The sequence below is a fragment of the Labrenzia sp. VG12 genome, from assembly GCF_002237595.1.
In the GTDB taxonomy this organism is placed as follows: domain Bacteria; phylum Pseudomonadota; class Alphaproteobacteria; order Rhizobiales; family Stappiaceae; genus Roseibium.
The window spans coordinates 367,907-385,494 of sequence record NZ_CP022529.1 but is presented as its reverse complement, the minus strand read 5'-3'; the positions used below and the strand labels follow the sequence as shown (position 1 = coordinate 385,494).

Sequence of the window (17,588 nt, the reverse complement as noted above, 5' to 3'; positions counted from 1 at the left end):
CCTCAGCTGCTTCCCAGCAAGACCTTTTTCATCCGCTCAGCCTCCGCGCTGAGCGGACGGCTTTCCGGCCAGGCGATGAAATAGCCTTTGCCGGTGGCAAGCTCACCCTGGCTGAGCGGGACAAGATCGCCCGCGGCGATCTCTTCGTGAAGCAATGGCAGCCCCCCTAGCGCGAGCCCCTGCCCTTTCAGCGCCCGTCCGATGGACTGGTTGTAGCTGGTGCAATCCTGCCTCGGCCAGGACAGGAACTCACTGCGCCCGCTGCGCTGGATCCATCCCGGCCAGTCAATCCAGTTCGGTGCCAGGCGCGGGTAATGAAGCAACGGCGTCGGCGCGTCGTCATCCCCTGTCTGAATGGCCGAAATGACGTCGGGCGCGCCGACCGGGACGACAACTTCCTCAAACAGCAACTCGGATGTCCATCCCGGAAACCGGCCATCGCCATGGAGAACGACAAGATCGTGCTCGGATCGCAGCAGGTCGCCTAAATCATCCACGGTCGACAGGTTGAACAGACAGGCCTCATCCGACAGCGCAAATTCCTTCAGCTTCGGCTGCAGCCAGAAGGCTGCCAATGCCGTGACGGAGGCGATCCGGACAACGGGCTGGCTGGGCACCTTGAGTGCGCGCAGCGCCTGATCGAGATAGTCGAGCGTCATGCCGGCCTTGTCGGCGAGATAAAGGCCCGCTTCCGTCGGCACCAGGCGGCGCCCGGCCCTTTCGAACAGCTCCACGCCGAGCCAATCCTCCAGCCGCCGAATACGTTTGCTGACCGCTGCCTGGGTCACAAACAACTCATCGGCCGCATCAGTGAAACTCTGATGCCGCATGGCGGCTTCAAAAAAGACCAGCGTGTCGAGTGGCGGCAAGGATTTCCGAAAACCATACATTCCAGAAAGTTATCTCAATTCCGGACTTTTTCAATTGTTCCAAGATCTACAGGACCTGTCATCATTCCTGAAAGGACAATGGAGCACTTTCAGATGGCTGAACTGGACTGGCATGCAGAGCGCAGTGATCTTGATGGACTGGCGCAACTGGACCGGGCTCCGGCCAATGACGATATCGATCTCGTCGCCGTGCGTGGCTACAGGCAGACGCGGGTGCGTCAGCAAATGGCAGAATACGAGGTCGATGCCGTCATCCTGTCGGATCCCGTCAACATCCGCTACGCGACCGGGACACGCAACATGCAGGTCTTCTCCATGCGCAACGCGCCGTCGCGCTACCTGCTGATGACACAGACCCGAGCGATCCTGTTCGAGTTTACCGGTTGCCTGCATCTCGGTGAAGGTTTTGAAACGGTCGATGAAGTCCGCCCCTCCAGAACTGCCAGTTTCGTAGCTGCCGGTCCGCACATAGCGGACCGGGAACGCGCATGGGCCGCAGAGATGGCCGATACGATCCGGGAGCTGACCGGCGAAACCCGGGCCGTGGTCGGCGTGGAACGTCTCAACGCTGGCGCAGCGATCGCGTTGAAAGAGGCAGGCCTTCACGTTGTCGATGCCCAGCAGCCGGTCGAAAGGGCTCGGGCAATCAAGTCTCCCGAAGAGATGAAATGCGTGATCGCCTCGCTGCGCGCCACGGAAATCGGGGTTGGCAAGCTGCGCGCCGCAATCCGCCCCGGACTGACCGAAGCCGAACTCTGGTCGGTTCTGCACAAGTCCATCATCGAGCAGAACGGGGATTACGTCGAAACCCGGCTGCTGAATGCCGGCGCACGCACCAATCCCTGGTTCCAGGAGACCTCTGACAATGTCATCGGAGCCAATGAACTGATCGCGCTCGACACGGATGTCGTTGGCTGCCACGGCTACTATGCCGATTTCTCGCGCACGTTCCATTCCGGTCCCGATCAGCCTACGGATCTTCAGAAGGAACTCTACAAGGTTGCCCATGAGCAGGTGCACCACAATATGGGCATCCTGAAACCCGGCATGAGTTTCCGCGATTATGCCGACCGGGCCTGGGACATTCCGGACAAATACTATGCCCACCGCTACTATCTTTCAGCCCATGGCTGCGGCATGACAGGCGAATACCCCTACCTCTATCACCACGGAGATTTTCCGGATGCAGGATATGACGGCACCATCGAGCCGGGCATGACACTTTGTGTGGAAAGCTTCATCGGCGAAGACGGCGGCAGGGAAGGCGTCAAGCTGGAACAGCAGGTTCTCATCACGGAGACGGGGGTTGATCTCTTGTCCGAGTTCCCCTTCGAAGAAGCCTTGTTGGTATAATCCGCGGCAATCTGAAGAAATTGCAGGATTGCCCTTAACAAATGCTCCCGGCCAACCTATTTGATCGTAAGATTGCGATGGATCAGGTCAGTCTGCACTCCATCCATGCATCTGATCCATGAATAGTCTTGCGGAGACCCGCCCATGAGCGATCCAACCTACACACCGCCGAAAGTCTGGACCTGGGAAGAACCCAGCGGAGGCCAGTGGGCCAGCATCAACCGTCCGGTTTCCGGGGCGACACACGAGAAGGATCTCCCGGTCGGCAAACATCCGCTGCAACTCTATTCCCTGGCTACGCCCAACGGCGTCAAGGTCACGATCATGCTGGAAGAACTGCTGGCGCTCGGGCACAAGGACGCCGAGTATGATGCCTGGCTGATCAAGATCGGTGAAGGCGATCAGTTCTCCAGCGGCTTTGTCGGTGCCAATCCGAATTCCAAGATCCCGGCGCTTGTTGACCGGTCCACAGAAACACCGACCCGCGTCTTTGAATCCGGTTCCATCCTTCTTTACCTCGCCGAAAAATTCGGAGAGTTCCTGCCAAAAGATCCAGCCAAGCGGACGGAAACGCTCAACTGGCTGTTCTGGCAGATGGGCTCGGCTCCTTATCTCGGCGGTGGCTTCGGCCATTTCTATGCTTACGCGCCGGAGAAGTTCGAATATCCGATCGACCGCTTCGCCATGGAAACGAAACGCCAGCTGCATGTGCTCGACACTGCTCTGGCGGACCGCCCCTATATTGCCGGTGATGACTATTCCATCGCCGACATGGCGATCTTCCCCTGGTATGGCGGCATGGTGCTTGGCCGCGCTTATGACGCAGCCGAGTTCCTGTCGGTCCACGAATACAAGAACCTGCTTGCGTGGGCCGAAAAGATCGATGCCCGCCCGGCCGTTATCCGCGGGCGCAAGGTCAACAAGACCTGGGGCGAGGATCACGAACAGGTTCCGGAGCGTCATGACGCCGCAGATCTGGATGCCAAGGCAGCCGTGGAAAACGCGGCAGAATAATTTCAGTTGGAGATGGGCGGTCGCTTTGCCGCCCGTCTCCCAAAATGTTCACACGATTAAAAATTAGGCATTTGATCCAACTATTTACCCCCAGGGGGTAAAAATTACTAATTCCGGAGCGTTTGCGAGTATTCCGGCTCAGCAACTCCAATCCCTTCAGAATCCGACGCGCGAATTGCGCCCCGCCATTGATATTTATTTCGGGCTGCTCTCAGGGTGCAGTGCGGTAATACCGTGCAAATTAAGAGCAAACACACCTTGTCATAAGTATTTTTTTCGTCTCTAAATTCGCTACACGTTTGCGGGGGAGCGGGCGCTGCGGGGGAAATTCGTTTCACCGGACCTGTCGCTTGCCTTCCGTTTGAGGCCAATTCCTCATCACCTTGTGGGAGCGACGAATGCCAGAAGCCCTGATAATCGGCACGCCGAAGGAAACATTCCCCGGCGAGAATCGCGTGGCGATGACCCCGGAGTCCGCCAAGCAACTCCAGAAACTCGGATATGCCTGCATCGTGCAGAGCGGAGCCGGCAAGGCAGCCGGATTTTCCGACGAAGCCTATCAGGAAGCCGGTGTCGAGATCGTCAAGACGGCTCCGAGCCTCTGGAAAAAAGCCGATATTGTCACCAAGGTGCGCCAGCCGGACGACAAGGAACTGGGCTATCTGACCGAAGGCAAGACGCTGATCTCCTTCTTCAATCCGGGTGGCAACGAAACCGGAATGGAGACCGCGAAATCGGCCGGCGCCAACGTGATCGCCATGGAAATGGTGCCGCGCATCTCCCGCGCCCAGAAAATGGACGCCCTGTCGTCCATGGCCAACATTGCCGGCTATCGCGCAGTCATTGAGGCCGGCAACAATTTCGGCCGCTTCTTCACCGGCCAGATCACGGCAGCCGGCAAGGTGCCCCCGGCCAAGGTGCTCGTCGTCGGTGCCGGTGTTGCCGGCCTTGCCGCCATCGGCACATCAACCTCCCTCGGTGCCATCACCTATGCCTTCGACGTCCGGCCGGAAGTGGCCGAACAGGTCGAATCCATGGGCGCTGAATTCGTCTACCTGGATTTCGAGGAAGAACAGCAGGACGGCGCCGCATCCGGCGGCTATGCCAGCGTCTCCTCGCCCGAGTTCCGGGAAGCACAGCTTGCCAAGTTCCGCGAGCTGGCGCCGGAGATGGACATCGTCATCACGACCGCGCTGATCCCGAACCGGGAAGCGCCGAAGCTCTGGCTGGAAGACATGGTGAAGGCCATGAAGCCGGGTTCGGTGATCGTTGACCTTGCCGCTGAAAAGGGTGGCAATGTCGATGGCACGGAAATGGACAAGAAAGTGGTGACCGACAATGGCGTCACCATCATCGGCTACACCGACTTCCCCTCGCGCATGGCAAGCCAGTCGTCGACGCTCTATGCCACCAACATCCGTCACATGATGACCGATCTGACGCCTGACAAGGACGGTCAGCTCAATCACAACATGGAAGACGACGTCATCCGCGGTGCCACGGTCACCTACAAGGGCGAGATCACCTTCCCGCCCCCACCGCCCAAGGTGCAGGCCATCGCGGCAAAGTCGAAGGAAAAGCCGAAGGAACTGACGCCAGAGGAAAAGCGCGCCGCGGAAGTCGCCGCGTTCAAGGCACAGACCAAGCAGCAAGTCACCCTGCTGGCCATCGGCGGCCTCCTGATGTTCCTGGTCGGCCTCGTCGCGCCGGCAAGCTTCATGCAGCACTTTATCGTCTTTGTGCTGGCCGTGTTCGTTGGCTTCCAGGTGATCTGGAATGTCAGCCACTCGCTGCACACCCCTCTCATGGCGATCACCAACGCGATTTCCTCGATCATCATCCTCGGCGCCCTGATGCAGATCGGCTCCGGCTCCTTCCTGGTGATCCTGCTCGCGGCGCTCAGCATCTTCATGGCCGGAATCAACATCTTCGGCGGTTTCCTAGTCACCCGGCGCATGCTCGCCATGTTCCAGAAATCCTAAGGGGGGCCGAGAGATGGAATTCGGTTTCACGACTGCCGTCTACGTTGTTGCGGCTGTTCTCTTCATTCTCTCGCTGGGTGGTCTCTCCGGTGAGGAAAGTGCAAAACGCGCCGTCTGGTATGGCATTGTCGGCATGGCCCTGGCCGTTGCCGCAACCCTGATCGGACCCGGCTCCGGCCTCTGGTACCTGTCGATCATTCTGATCGCAGCCGGCGGCATCATCGGCTATTACGTCGCCCAGAAAGTCCAGATGACCGAGATGCCGCAGCTGGTTGCCGCCATGCACTCGCTCGTCGGTCTGGCCGCCGTCTTTGTCGGCTTCAACGCCTATATCGAACTCATCCGCGTCAACGGCATGAGCGAAGAGGAGCGGCATGCGCTGGAAGGCTTTGCCGCCATCCTGGCGCACAAGACCCCGATCGAGCAGTCAATCCTGCGGGTGGAAGTGTTCCTCGGCGTCTTCATCGGTGCGGTGACCTTCACCGGGTCCGTGATCGCCTTTGGCAAGCTGGCCGGCAAGGTGACGTCAAAGGCTGAAAAGCTGCCAGGCGGACACATGCTGAATGCCGGCGCAGCCGTGCTCAGCGTCATCCTGCTGCTCTTGTTCCTGAACGGGGCCGGCATCTGGACGCTGATCCTGATGACCCTCCTGGCCTTCTTCATCGGTTACCACCTGATCATGGGCATCGGCGGTGCCGACATGCCGGTGGTGGTGTCGATGCTGAACTCCTATTCGGGCTGGGCCGCGGCCGCCATCGGCTTCTCGCTCGGCAACGATCTCCTGATCGTCGTCGGTGCGCTGGTCGGCTCCTCCGGTGCGATCCTGTCCTACATCATGTGCAAGGCGATGAACCGCTCGTTCATTTCCGTCATTCTCGGCGGTTTCGGCAACACGGCCGGGCCGGCCATGGAAGTGGAAGGCGAACAGATCGCCATCGACAGCGACGGCGTCGTGGCCGCTCTGGAAGATGCCGACAGCGTCATCATCGTTCCGGGCTACGGCATGGCGGTCGCCCAGGCGCAGCAGAATGTCGCCGAACTGACCCGGCGCCTGCGCGCCAAGGGCAAGGAAGTGCGCTTTGCGATCCACCCTGTCGCCGGCCGGCTTCCGGGCCACATGAACGTGCTTCTGGCCGAAGCCAAGGTGCCGTATGACATCGTTCTGGAGATGGACGAGATCAACGAGGACTTCCCGGAAACGGATGTCGCCATCGTCATCGGCTCCAACGACATCGTCAATCCGGCGGCCCAGGAAGATCCGAACTCCCCGATTGCCGGCATGCCGGTCCTGGAAGTCTGGAAATCCAAGCAGGTGTTCGTCTCCAAGCGCGGTCAGGGTACCGGTTATTCCGGCATCGAGAACCCGCTGTTCTACAAGGAGAACACGCGCATGTACTACGGCGATGCCAAGGCAAGCCTCGACAAGCTGCTGACCCAGATCAGCTAGGCCCTCTCAGGCCTGAACAAACAAAAGCCCTCCCGGGAGACCGGGAGGGCTTTTTTGTCGCGAAGCTCAATCTCTCCATCGTCATTCCGGACAAGTGCAACTTTGGTTGCGCGCAGATCCGGAACCCAGACATCAGCGTGAGCACAGCGAACTTACTTTTCAGGCGAAATCAATTCGGTGTGCCTTCAGCACAAACATCTCTGGGTTCCGGATAAGCGTTCGGCTGCGCCTCACTTGTCCGGAATGATAATCGAGAGAGTGGGAGCAGACTGAAACTCAAGCGCTCAGCCGCGCCCCGTCCTGGTCGAAATAGTAGGACTTGCCCTCCGAGATACCGAAGCTCAGTTCGCTGCCCGGTTCAACGGCATGCTGACCGAAGAGGCGCGCGGTGATCTGGTGATCCTTGACCCGGGCGATCACATTGGTGTCGCCGCCCAGTTGCTCCACGTGCTGGACAGAGGCCTTGAGAACGCCCTGATCGGTCAGGAAAAGATCTTCGGGGCGCACGCCAAGGGTCCGATCGTCGCCTTCACTGACCAGGCCTGCCGGCAGGAAATTCATGGCCGGGGAGCCGAGGAAACCGGCGACGAACTTGTTGGCCGGGTTGTTGTAAAGCTCCATCGGGCTGCCGACCTGCTCGATCCGCCCAGCCCGCAGGACCACGATCTTGTCGGCCAGCGTCATGGCTTCCGACTGGTCATGGGTGACATAGATCATCGAGGTCTTCAGCTGCTGATGCAGGTTGGCAATTTCCAGGCGCGTGTTCATGCGCAGCGCCGCGTCGAGGTTGGAAAGTGGTTCATCGAACAGAAACAGTTTCGGGTGCCGCACGATGGCCCGGCCGATGGCGACACGCTGACGCTGGCCGCCGGAGAGCTCGGACGGATAACGGTCCAGATACTCTTCCAGGTTCAGCATGCGGGTCGCTTCGGCAACCCGCTGCTCGATGATTTCCTTGCTCTGGCGCTCCTGTTTCAGGGCCAGCGTCATGTTGTTGCGCACGTTGAGATGGGGATAAAGCGCGTAGCTCTGGAACACCATGGCGATGCCACGTTTCGACGGCGGCGTGGTGTTGACCACTTCACCGCCAATCTGCACCTCGCCGGAGGAGACATCCTCCAGGCCGGCAATCACCCGCAGCAAAGTGGACTTGCCGCAGCCAGACGGGCCGACAAACACGACAAACTCGCCGTCTTCGACATCCAGATTTATGTCCTTCAGAACATGAACAGCGCCAAAGGACTTATTGACATTGGTCAGGGTCAGCGCCGTCATGGCGTTTGCTCCTTTAAGGTAACGGATTGTCCGGTGCGGATGCTCTCGTCGGCCGCCAGGCAGATCGCCAGCGACTTGACGGCATCCTGCATGTGCCGGGTGAGATCGATGTCTTCGGAGATAGCGCGCAGCATGAAGGCCTGCTCCGCGTCGCAAAGGTCCTGGTGGCCAGGTTCCCCCGGCAGATCGATGCGATTGTCGCCATCCGGCCGGTGAACCAGAAGACCGCCGACCCGGGTATGACCGTCGACATCCGACGAGGCGCCCTTGTCGTCCTCGACAATCGAGACGGATCCCGCCGGAGAGACCACGTCTTTCACGAAGAAGGCCGTCTCGGACATCATCGGGCCCCAGCCGGCTTCATACCAGCCGACGGAGCCGTCATCGAAGCTCACCTGAAACTGGCCGTAATTGTACATGTCGGTGGCGATTTCGTCGGACAGGCGCAGCCCCATGCCATGCACCTTGACGGGGTCCGCATCGGTGATCTGACACCAGACATCGACATAATGCACGCCGCAATCGACGATCGGGGCCGTTGTCTCCATCAATGCCTTGTGGGTCTCCCACTCGGCGCCTGAACTCTGCTGGTTGAGGTTCATGCGGAAGACATAAGGCCCGCCGAGCTTGCGCGCTTCCTCGATCAGGCGCACCCAGGAGGGGTGATGGCGCAGGATATAGCCAACCACCAGCTTGCGTCCGGTTTGCCTGGCGCAGGCGACCACCCTTTGCGCATCGGCAACAGTGGTTGCCAATGGCTTTTCGACAAAGACATGCGCCCCCGCCTCCATCGCTGCAACAGCGTAGTCAGCATGCGTGTCGGAATAGGTCGCAATCACCACCAGGTCCGGCTGCGCCGTTGCCAGGGCTTCCCGGAAATCGGTGAAGACCGGGTACCCTGCCAGCTCCGGGTGTTTGACCACGCCGGAGCGGTTGACGAGGCCGACAATGTCGGCCGCGTCCTGCCTGTGATGGGCAAGCGCGTGGGACAGCCCCATATTGCCGAGGCCTGCGACCAGGACCCTCGTCATTTGACCGCCCCGGACGTAATGCCGCGGATCAGCTGCCTGGAGAAGATCACATAAAGGATTAGCACTGGCAGGATGGCCATGGACAGGGCCGACAGGACCGCGTTCCAGTCCGTCACGAACTGGCCGATAAAGACCTGGCTGCCAAGCGTCAGCGTCTTGGTCTCTTCGGACGGTGCCAGGATCAGCGGGAACCAGAGATCGTTCCAGATCGGGATCATGTTGAAGACGGCGACCGTCGCCATGGCCGGCCGCACCAGCGGCAGAACGAGACGGAAGAAGATCGTGTATTCGGACAGTCCGTCGATGCGCCCGGCATTCTTCAGGTCTTCCGACACCTGCCTCATGAACTCGCTCAGGATGAACACCGCCAGCGGCAAGCCTTGCGCCGTGTAGACCAGGATCAGTGCCGTCAGCGTGTTGACCAGGCCCGTTGCCACCATCATTTCCAGGATGGCGACCGTGCCGATGCGGATCGGGATCATGATGCCGAGCGCCAGGTAAAGGCCCATCAGCATGTTGCCCTTGAAGCGGTATTCGCTGATGGCAAAGGCGGCCATCGCCCCGAACAGCAGGATGAAGAACAGCGACGCCACAGTGACGATCATGGAGTTCTGGAAATAGAGGAAGAAATCCCCCTGTTTCATCACCGTCTGATAGCCGATCATCGAAAAACTGTCGGCATTCGGCAGCGCCAGCGGCTCGCGGAAGATCGCCTTGCGTGTCTTGAAGCTGTTGATCAGGATCACGAAGACCGGGAACAGAGCGATCAGCGTGTAGAGGATCAGCGCGCCGTGCATGGCGGCCGTGTTGAACGGATTGGTCCGTGCCTTATGCATGTCCTGCCCTCCCCGTCACAACTGGTATCTGCGCATCCGGGTCTGGATGCCGAAGAGATAGATGCAGACCCCCACCAGGATGATCGCGAACATGGCACTGGCAATGGCCGACCCCATGTAGGGATCCCCCAGCTGCAGCTGGAAGCCGAAGAAGGTTCGGTACATGAAGGTGCCAAGAATATCGGTCGAGAAATCCGGTCCCGCCAATGCCCCTTGCGAGGTGTAGATCAGGTCGAAGGCATTGAAGTTGCCGACAAAAGTCAGGATCGAGATGATGCCGATCGACGGCAGGATCAGCGGCAGCTTGATCTTCCAGAAGGCCGACATGCCGGTGATGCCGTCGATTTCCCCCGCTTCCAGAACCTCTTCGGGAATGGACAGAAGTGCGGCATAGATCAGCATCATCGGGATACCCACAAACTGCCAGACGGAGATGAGCGACAGCGTGGTCAGGGCGTATTCTTCCTTGCCGAGCCAAGGGGCGAACAGCGACTTGAGTCCGACCGCGTCCAGCATGGACGGGGCAATGCCCCAGATCGGTGACAGGATCAGCTTCCAGGCAAAACCGACAATCACAAAGGAGAGGATGGTCGGAATGAAGATCGCCGAGCGATAGAAAGCCGCAAAACGCAGGCGCGGATGGCTCAGGATCGCGGCAAGCGCGATGCCGATCGGGTTCTGCACCAGCATGTGGATCAGGAAGAACCAGAAATTGTTGCCAAGGGCATTCCAGAACTGGTCCGCCCAGATGGGGTCCCCGAGCAGGGTGTAGAAATTCTGCAGGCCGACAAACACGCGCTCCTGGTCGATCTTGCTGTAAAGCGCAAGCCGAAGGGTGTTGAACAGCGGAAAGATCATCACGGCCGTGTAGACCAGGACTGCTGGTGCCAGAAACACGACAATGTGCCAGCGGAAGCGGGGCTTGCTCATCTTAAGCTCCGAGGTCTCCGGTAAAACGAACCCGGACAGACACTGTCTGTCCGGGCGATAGGTTTGACAAGCCGATTATTGATGCGGCTCGTACCAGCTGGCCAGGCCTTCCTGCAGCTTCTGACCGAGGGCTTCCGGTGTATCGGTTCCCTTGATGGCCGCTGCAGATGCACCCCAGGTCTCGTTTTCGAGGTTCGGAGTGCCGCGCGAAAGGATCTGGTACGTGGAGCGGATGGTGCTTTCGCACTCGCCGCGCCAGCTGACGAATTCCTTGGCAAGCGGATCGTCCAGCTCAACCGGAGCCTTGGACAGCGGGAAGAAGCCCGGCAGCGCGTTGCCGAAGATGCTGGCAAATTCCGGCGAAGCCACCCAGGCAAGGAACGTCTTGGCGGCTTCCGGATGCGCGGTCTTGGCATTCATGCCGATACCGATATCCGTGTGGTCGGAGATGTAGCAGGTGTCGCCTTCGTATTGAACCGGCGGCTTGAAAGCCCCCATTTCGAAGTCGGCCTGCGCATTAAAGCCAGAGATTTCCCAGCTACCAGCCGGATAAACGGCGGCACGACCAAGCGTGAAGATGTTCTGGCTGTCCGGATAGGTCTGGGCTTCGTAACCGTCGCCGAGATATTCGGCCCACCGTGCCAGGGTCCGGTAAGGTGCAACCCACGGCTCGTCGGTCAGCTTCTGCACGCCGAGGAGCAGAGCCTGACGGCCGGTTTCGCCCTTCCAGTAGTTCGGACCAATGTTCTGGTAGCCCATCGTGGCCGCTTCCCACTGGTCATTGGTGCCCATGGCCATCGGGATATAGGTGCCGTCTTCCTTGAACCGGTCGAGGGCTGCGAAGAACTCGGCTTCGGTGGTCGGGACTTCAACGCCGACTTCCTCGAACGCATCCTTGTTGTAGATGAAACCGTGAATGACGGATGCCATCGGAACACAGAAGCTGGCCGTGCCATCGTCGCTCTGCCAGGCGGCCTTGGCGACGTCAGAGAAGTTGCCCATGGCTTCCATGTCGGACAGGTCGGCAAGGTGACCTGCATCATAAAGAGCCAGGGAAGCATCGAACGGGCGACAGGTGATCAGGTCGCCAGCAGACCCGGCGTCCAGCTTGGAGTTCAGAGCGGCGTTGTATTCCGTCGGTGCGGACGGGGTGAATTTCAGCTTGATGCCCGGGTGGCTGGCTTCAAAGGCCGGAATGATCTTGTCCTGCCACAGGGCCAGGTCGTCATTGCGCCAGCTTTCGATGGTCAGGGTGACATCTTCCGCATAGGCGGCCGACGTGAAAAGAGCGGTGCTGGCCAGGGCCAGTGCTAGGAATTTCCGTTTCATGTGACTCCTCCGAAAAGCTCATCCGTTATGGACGCCTCCAAAAGTTGCTGCCCGGCGATCGAATTGGCACCTGCGAACCCGCCTCCTCAGAAGCTGCCACGCTCTTGCCAACTCTTGTTATACGCCGGATGCAAGACAACCGCGCCGAAGGACGCTGCGCCCTCCTGCTGACCATATATAATACCTATTTGATACCACTTGTCGACCTATTAGTTTGTTTTTATGAAAATCATTTCTCTCTCGTGATTTTCGTCAAAATACGCCATTATTGGTAGTATATTGGCATTGTTTTTGCCGCTATTTTCGTCAAAAGGTATGATTTTTCAAATGATTCAGAGGTCCTGCGCCCGCCGAAATACGGGCGGTTGGCATAGTCTTGAAAAAAAATCGGCGAGCCCGCTTCAAATCCTCGAAACCGGTCATTTTCTGTATGGCTCGCGCTTGGCGCCTCGTCTTGAAATCCAGGAATTCCAAGGCCCTTCGCCCCTTGGCCTGTCTCAACGGCGACGAATAGGTAAAATGAAACAGGCCGCCCGGAGGCGGCCTGCCAGTCATGTCTGTGCTGGGAAATCAGGCAAACTTCTTGATTTCACCGGATTTCAATCGGCTCAGATAGCTGTTGAGCTCTTTCTTGACGATCGGCATCAGGGCGTACAGCGCGATGATGTTGACCACCGCCATGGCAAAGATCGCAGCGTCCGAGAAATCGATCACCGGGCCAAGGCTGGCGGCAGCGCCGATCACCACGAAGATGCAGAACAGGATCTTGAACACCAGTTCCTTGGCCTTGCCTTCACCAAAGAGGAAGGTCCAGGCCTTCAGGCCGTAATAGGACCAGCTGATCATGGTGGAGAAGGCGAACAGAACAACGGCGATCGCCAGCACGTACTGGAACCAGCCGAAGGCGGAGGAGAACGCCGCAGATGTCAGCGCGACACCCGAGTTGCCGTCAACCGTCTGAATGGCCGAACCGCCCTCGTTGAGAAGGTAAAGCCCCGTGTTCGGGTCGGACACCAACTGACCGGTGATAATGATCACCAGCGCGGTCATGGTACAGATGACGACCGTGTCGATGAAAGGCTCCAGAAGGGAGACAAACCCTTCCGTGATCGGCTCCTTGGTACGCACTGCGGAGTGCGCGATGGCGGCGGAACCGACGCCGGCTTCGTTGGAGAAAGCCGCCCGCTTGAAGCCCTGGATCAGAGCACCGACCATGCCACCGGCGACGCCGAGACCTGTGAAAGCACCATCAATGATCTGGCCGAAGGCCCAACCGATCTTGTCGGCGTTCATCCCGATGATCACCAGAGCAGTGAGCACGTAAAGGATGCCCATGAACGGCACAACCTTTTCGGTCACCGACGCGATTGACTTCAAACCTCCGACAATCACGGCAAAAACGATCCCGGCAAAGACGAGCCCCGTGATCCAGCCCGGATAGTCACCAACGACATTGGCGATTTGGGCGTGCGCCTGGTTGGCCTGGAACATGTTGCCGCCACCCAGCGCCCCAAGGATACAGAAGATCGCGAACAGAACCGCCAGGAACTTGCCGGCCGGCAGGCCGCGTTCCTCAAAGCCCTTGGTCATGTAATACATGGGACCACCGGACACGGTGCCGTCTGCGTATTCGTTGCGGTACTTTACCCCGAGCGTACACTCCGTGAACTTGGACGCCATGCCCATGAGGCCGGCAAGGATCATCCAGAAGGTCGCACCTGGCCCGCCAATACCGACAGCGACGGCAACACCCGCGATATTCCCCAGACCGACGGTGCCGGACAAGGCAGTGGCCAAAGCCTGAAAGTGACTGACCTCCCCGGCATCATTCGGGTCGGAGTATTCCCCCTTCACCAGAGCGATGGAATGCGGAAAGGCCCGGAACTGGATGAAACCGAAATAGAGCGTGAACACCGTGGCTGCCACCACGAGCCAGGCCACGATCCACGGGAAGGATGTTCCGGGAAACGGGCTGAAGATAAAGCTGACGAACCAGCCGGTGGAGCTGGCGAAAAGGGCGTTGACCTGTTCGTCGATCGACTGGGCCATCGCAGGCGCACTTGCGCATAGCATGGCCGTTGCGGCGAAAGCCGCAGTGCTGATTTTCTTCATTTGGAAATCGCCTCTGGAAGCTTACGGAACAATGGTGACGGGCACGGGCGCTGCCTGGGCCAGGCTGCCGGCGACCGAACCGAAGATGCGGGTGGACAGGCTGGAATGGCCGGTCCGGCCGATCACCAGGTGCTCCACGCCTTCATCCTCGGCAATCTTGATCAAGGTTTCCGCGATGTGGCCGTAGCGCAGCTCCGTTGTGACCTCCAGGCCGCTGCCGGCCAGTTTCTCGACGACCGGGGCCAGCACCGCGGTTTCCGCGCGCTGCAGTTCTTCGGTACGCCGCTTGTGGCGTTCCTCAATTTCCGTAGGTGTCAGGAAGGTATAGGGCGACCATTCCAGTACATGGGCAATCACGAGCCCCGCTCCACTGGCCTTTGCAAGACCAACTGCGAATTCCAGCGCGTTTGCGCCGCTTTTGCTGCCGTCATATCCGACGACGATCCTCTTCGACATGATTATGTTCCCCTGTCATACGGCTTTTTGCCGTAAGGGAAATTTACCTTGCTAAGATTCACAAAAGTTCTCGAATTTCGACGAGATTGAGATATTTTATGAATAATTATCGAATTTGATCTCCTTTTTCGGAAATTTTCTCATGGATGCGCTCGATCAGAAAATTCTTACAGCTTTGCAGAAAGACAGCCGGATCTCGATGGCCAAGTTGTCGGAACTCGTCGGCTTGTCCCTTTCAGCATGCCACCGCAGGGTCAAGTTGCTGGAGACCAACGGCATCATCTCCGGATACACGGTCCGTGTGGACCGTTCTGCTCTTAACCTGGAAATCCAGGTGTTTATCGAGGTGAAACTGACCAGCCAGCGCAAGGGCGACATCACCGCATTCGAAAAAGCGATCGAACGCATGCCTGAGGTACTCGAATGTCACTTGATCTCGGGCGAATTCGACTATCTGATCCGCCTCATCACCAAAAACACTGCCGCTTATGAAAATCTCTACCGCAACCGCCTGTCCCAGATCCCGAGCGTTTCTCAGATGAAAACCCTTCTCAGCCTATCAACGGTCAAGGAATTCCGCGGACTGCACCTGGAGCAGTGAAAGACAACGCCGCCCTTCGACCAGCCTCTCCTGAAGCAGTGCGGACTACCGTTTCAATCGCTGAGCCGTTATCAATTTGCGACGGGTCAACACACAGGGTCTCAAATGAAGTTTCTGGTTTTTCTCGGTTCGGAACGCGACAGCACTCCGCCGCGCCCTGCCCGGCTTGGGCTACGCGTCGCGAAAGCCTGCGAACGCCGGCTGTCCGCGACCGGAACGGACACGCATTTGGTTGACCCGCTGGAAATCGACCTGCCTCAACCTTTCAAGCCGCAATTTGCCTACGCAAAGGGCAAGGCACCGGACCAGCTCGACGACCTGGCCAGACAGATCATGGAAGCAGACGGCTATGTGATGGTGAGCCCGGAATACAATCATTCCATGTCGCCAGCGCTAGCCCATCTGCTCAACCACTTCGGCAGTTCGCTGTTTTCCTATAAACCGAGCGCGATCGTGACTTATTCCGCCGGCCAGTGGGGCGGTGCCAGGGCCGCCGTCAACATGCGCACCTATCTTTCCGAGCTCGGCTGCCTGCCGGTCTCCGCCATGGTGCATGTGCCGAAAGCCCAGGAGGTGTTCGACGACGCGGGTAACTACGCCGCTTCTGTCGACGCTGACCAGTGGGACAGTTACCTCGATCGGACTTTCCAGCAGCTCTTCTGGTGGAGCAGCGCTGCCAGGGAGCAGCGGCAATCCGGCTCGCAGGAGAGACCGGAGGCGTTCACAAGAACCCCATCGCAGAGAAATGCCCCCTGACGGGAACGGTTTGAAGCGGCTGGCGGTCTCCTGCCCGGTCTTCAGCAAAGGTGAACGCTGAAACTTCCGAACAGGCAGTGCTTCTGGTCTGCGGCAAAAGGTTTTCTTCGGCAGTTGCGACCTGCAGGTGTACACTTGCCCTGAGTGTCTCCGAGGTTTTGAGGTGGTGCCGTGGTCCGACGTTCCGCATTAGCAATACCGATCCTGGCTCTGCTTCAGACCGGCGCCCTTGCCCAGCAGGCCTCACCGCCATTTCAGCCAAGCACCGATCAGGGACTTTTCCTGATCGTCACCGATATCCATTTCGATCCGTTCACGGACGCCAGTCTTGTTCCGCAACTGGACCAGAGCCCGGTGTCGGACTGGTCCTCGATCTTCACGAGGGGAACTGGCGGCATTCAGGGCTACGGCAAGGATGCCGGCCATGATCTGATGGTTTCAGCGTTCAACGCCGCAGCGGCACTGGGTCTGACCTATGATTATGTGCTCTATACCGGCGATTACCTGAGCCACGGGTTCAACGAAAAGTATCAGGCCACCGCGGGACCATCGCCACAGGGTGTCGAACCATTCGCCGTCAAGACGGCGCAATATGTCTCACGGCTGATCGGTGAAACCTTCGACGATATTCCCGTTTTCGGCGTTCTGGGCAACACCGATTCCGCCTGTGGCGATTATGAGATTGCCCCTGGCGGCGCCTTTCTTGCCGGCCTTCAGGAGCAATGGGCGGCGCTCAGCCACCAGCCGACGCGCTTTCATGATTTCCCGCAAGGCGGCGCCTACAAGACTGCCCACCCGACGCTCGCCGACACGGACCTCATCGCGCTCAACAACATCTTCTGGACGCCGCGCTATTCGGACAGGTGCAATCCAGACGGAGGCGATCCGGGCGCTCAGATGATGTCCTGGCTGGAGCAGCAGATTGCAGACACCCACAAGGCCGGCCGTAAGGCTCAGCTCTTGTTGCATGTGCCGCCCGGGATCAACGCCTATTCGACCACACATGGGAAAGGCACATGCGACGCGACGATCAGCCCGTTCTGGCGCGCCCCCTTCCCGTCCGACTTTCAGCAGCTGATGCAACGCTATGCCGGTGTCGTGACCTACAGCTTCTCCGGCCACACCCACATGGACAGTTTCGCGGTCATCGCGGACGGTGACGGGGCGCCGCTGATCGCCAGCCAGATCACGCCGGCGGTCAGTCCGATCTTTGGCAACAACCCGGCCTTTGCCGTTTTCCTCTATGACCGGACGAGCGGTGATATTGATGATTCAGCGACATACTATCTGAGCAATCTGGCAGGGGCCGCAACCGGTGAGGACCCGATCTGGCAGCTCGAATACCGCTATCGCGACACCTTCTCGCTTGCCGATTTGTCTCCTGCGAGCCGCGCGTCCCTGGCGGCAAGAATCAAGACCGACGAAGCGGTGCGTACACGCTTCAGCACCCTCTATACCGTATCGGCCACGGACGGACCGGTCACCGCTTCAAACTGGAAGGCTTATGCCTGCGCACAAAGTGCGATCGGTAGGGACGCCTACAAAACCTGCTATTGCGATAGCGACTAGACTGACA

At 59.0% G+C, this 17,588-nt stretch carries 15 protein-coding genes; 7 read left to right on the top strand and 8 right to left on the bottom strand.

Annotated features, from left to right (window positions below; translation table 11 throughout):
- Nucleotides 1-2: 2 nt before the first annotated feature.
- Entirely contained in the window at nt 3-890 is an 888-nt protein-coding gene (locus tag CHH27_RS01785; protein ID WP_094070051.1) for a LysR family transcriptional regulator, read from the bottom strand.
- Nucleotides 891-983: 93 nt separating this feature from the next.
- Here CHH27_RS01785 and CHH27_RS01780 point away from each other — a divergent pair, with 93 nt between their 5' ends.
- From CHH27_RS01780 to CHH27_RS01765, 4 genes are all read left to right on the top strand, one after another.
- A complete protein-coding gene (locus tag CHH27_RS01780; protein ID WP_094070050.1) occupies nt 984-2,243 on the top strand; it encodes a Xaa-Pro peptidase family protein in 1,260 nt (419 codons plus the stop codon).
- Nucleotides 2,244-2,387: 144 nt separating this feature from the next.
- Complete coding sequence (gene yghU, locus CHH27_RS01775; RefSeq protein WP_094070049.1) at nt 2,388-3,257, top strand: glutathione-dependent disulfide-bond oxidoreductase; 870 nt, start codon at nt 2,388-2,390, stop codon at nt 3,255-3,257.
- 410 nt (nt 3,258-3,667) lie between these two features.
- Nucleotides 3,668-5,239, top strand: a complete 1,572-nt coding sequence (locus CHH27_RS01770) for a Re/Si-specific NAD(P)(+) transhydrogenase subunit alpha (RefSeq protein WP_094074456.1) — start codon at nt 3,668-3,670, stop codon at nt 5,237-5,239.
- A 13-nt stretch (nt 5,240-5,252) separates the two neighbouring features.
- On the top strand, nt 5,253-6,686 hold the full coding sequence (locus tag CHH27_RS01765) for an NAD(P)(+) transhydrogenase (Re/Si-specific) subunit beta (protein ID WP_094070048.1): 1,434 nt from the start codon (nt 5,253-5,255) through the stop codon (nt 6,684-6,686).
- A gap of 276 nt (nt 6,687-6,962) precedes the next feature.
- Here the strand turns inward: CHH27_RS01765 and CHH27_RS01760 are convergent, their stop codons facing one another.
- The 7 genes from CHH27_RS01760 to CHH27_RS01725 all read right to left on the bottom strand — a co-directional run bounded on the left by CHH27_RS01760 (nt 6,963) and on the right by CHH27_RS01725 (nt 14,655).
- Entirely contained in the window at nt 6,963-7,961 is a 999-nt protein-coding gene (locus tag CHH27_RS01760) for an ABC transporter ATP-binding protein (RefSeq protein ID WP_094070047.1), read from the bottom strand.
- A complete protein-coding gene (locus tag CHH27_RS01755) occupies nt 7,958-8,992 on the bottom strand; it encodes a Gfo/Idh/MocA family protein (protein ID WP_094070046.1) in 1,035 nt (344 codons plus the stop codon). The genes CHH27_RS01760 and CHH27_RS01755 overlap by 4 nt, the downstream gene beginning before the upstream one ends.
- Complete coding sequence (locus tag CHH27_RS01750; protein ID WP_094070045.1) at nt 8,989-9,828, bottom strand: carbohydrate ABC transporter permease; 840 nt, start codon at nt 9,826-9,828, stop codon at nt 8,989-8,991. The genes CHH27_RS01755 and CHH27_RS01750 overlap by 4 nt, the downstream gene beginning before the upstream one ends.
- A 15-nt stretch (nt 9,829-9,843) precedes the next feature.
- Entirely contained in the window at nt 9,844-10,758 is a 915-nt protein-coding gene (locus CHH27_RS01745) for a carbohydrate ABC transporter permease (RefSeq protein ID WP_094070044.1), read from the bottom strand.
- Nucleotides 10,759-10,833: 75 nt separating this feature from the next.
- Nucleotides 10,834-12,087 (bottom strand): ABC transporter substrate-binding protein, encoded by a 1,254-nt coding sequence (locus tag CHH27_RS01740; RefSeq protein ID WP_094070043.1) that lies wholly within the window; start codon nt 12,085-12,087, stop codon nt 10,834-10,836.
- A 570-nt stretch (nt 12,088-12,657) separates the two neighbouring features.
- Nucleotides 12,658-14,199, bottom strand: coding sequence for a sodium:alanine symporter family protein (locus tag CHH27_RS01730; RefSeq protein WP_094070041.1), 1,542 nt, complete (start codon nt 14,197-14,199; stop codon nt 12,658-12,660).
- Nucleotides 14,200-14,220: 21 nt separating this feature from the next.
- The gene (locus tag CHH27_RS01725; RefSeq protein WP_094070040.1) at nt 14,221-14,655 is read right to left on the bottom strand and encodes a universal stress protein; all 435 of its coding nucleotides are present in this window, start codon (nt 14,653-14,655) and stop codon (nt 14,221-14,223) included.
- Nucleotides 14,656-14,797: 142 nt separating this feature from the next.
- Here CHH27_RS01725 and CHH27_RS01720 point away from each other — a divergent pair, with 142 nt between their 5' ends.
- The 3 genes from CHH27_RS01720 (at nt 14,798) to CHH27_RS01710 (ending at nt 17,581) form a co-directional block, all read left to right on the top strand.
- Nucleotides 14,798-15,256: an Lrp/AsnC family transcriptional regulator gene (locus tag CHH27_RS01720; protein WP_094074455.1), complete on the top strand. Its 459-nt coding sequence runs from the start codon at nt 14,798-14,800 to the stop codon at nt 15,254-15,256.
- Between the two features lie 105 nt (nt 15,257-15,361).
- Nucleotides 15,362-16,012, top strand: coding sequence for an NADPH-dependent FMN reductase (locus CHH27_RS01715; RefSeq protein ID WP_094070039.1), 651 nt, complete (start codon nt 15,362-15,364; stop codon nt 16,010-16,012).
- 171 nt (nt 16,013-16,183) lie between these two features.
- Nucleotides 16,184-17,581, top strand: coding sequence for a metallophosphoesterase (locus CHH27_RS01710; RefSeq protein ID WP_094070038.1), 1,398 nt, complete (start codon nt 16,184-16,186; stop codon nt 17,579-17,581).
- Nucleotides 17,582-17,588: the final 7 nt, after the last annotated feature.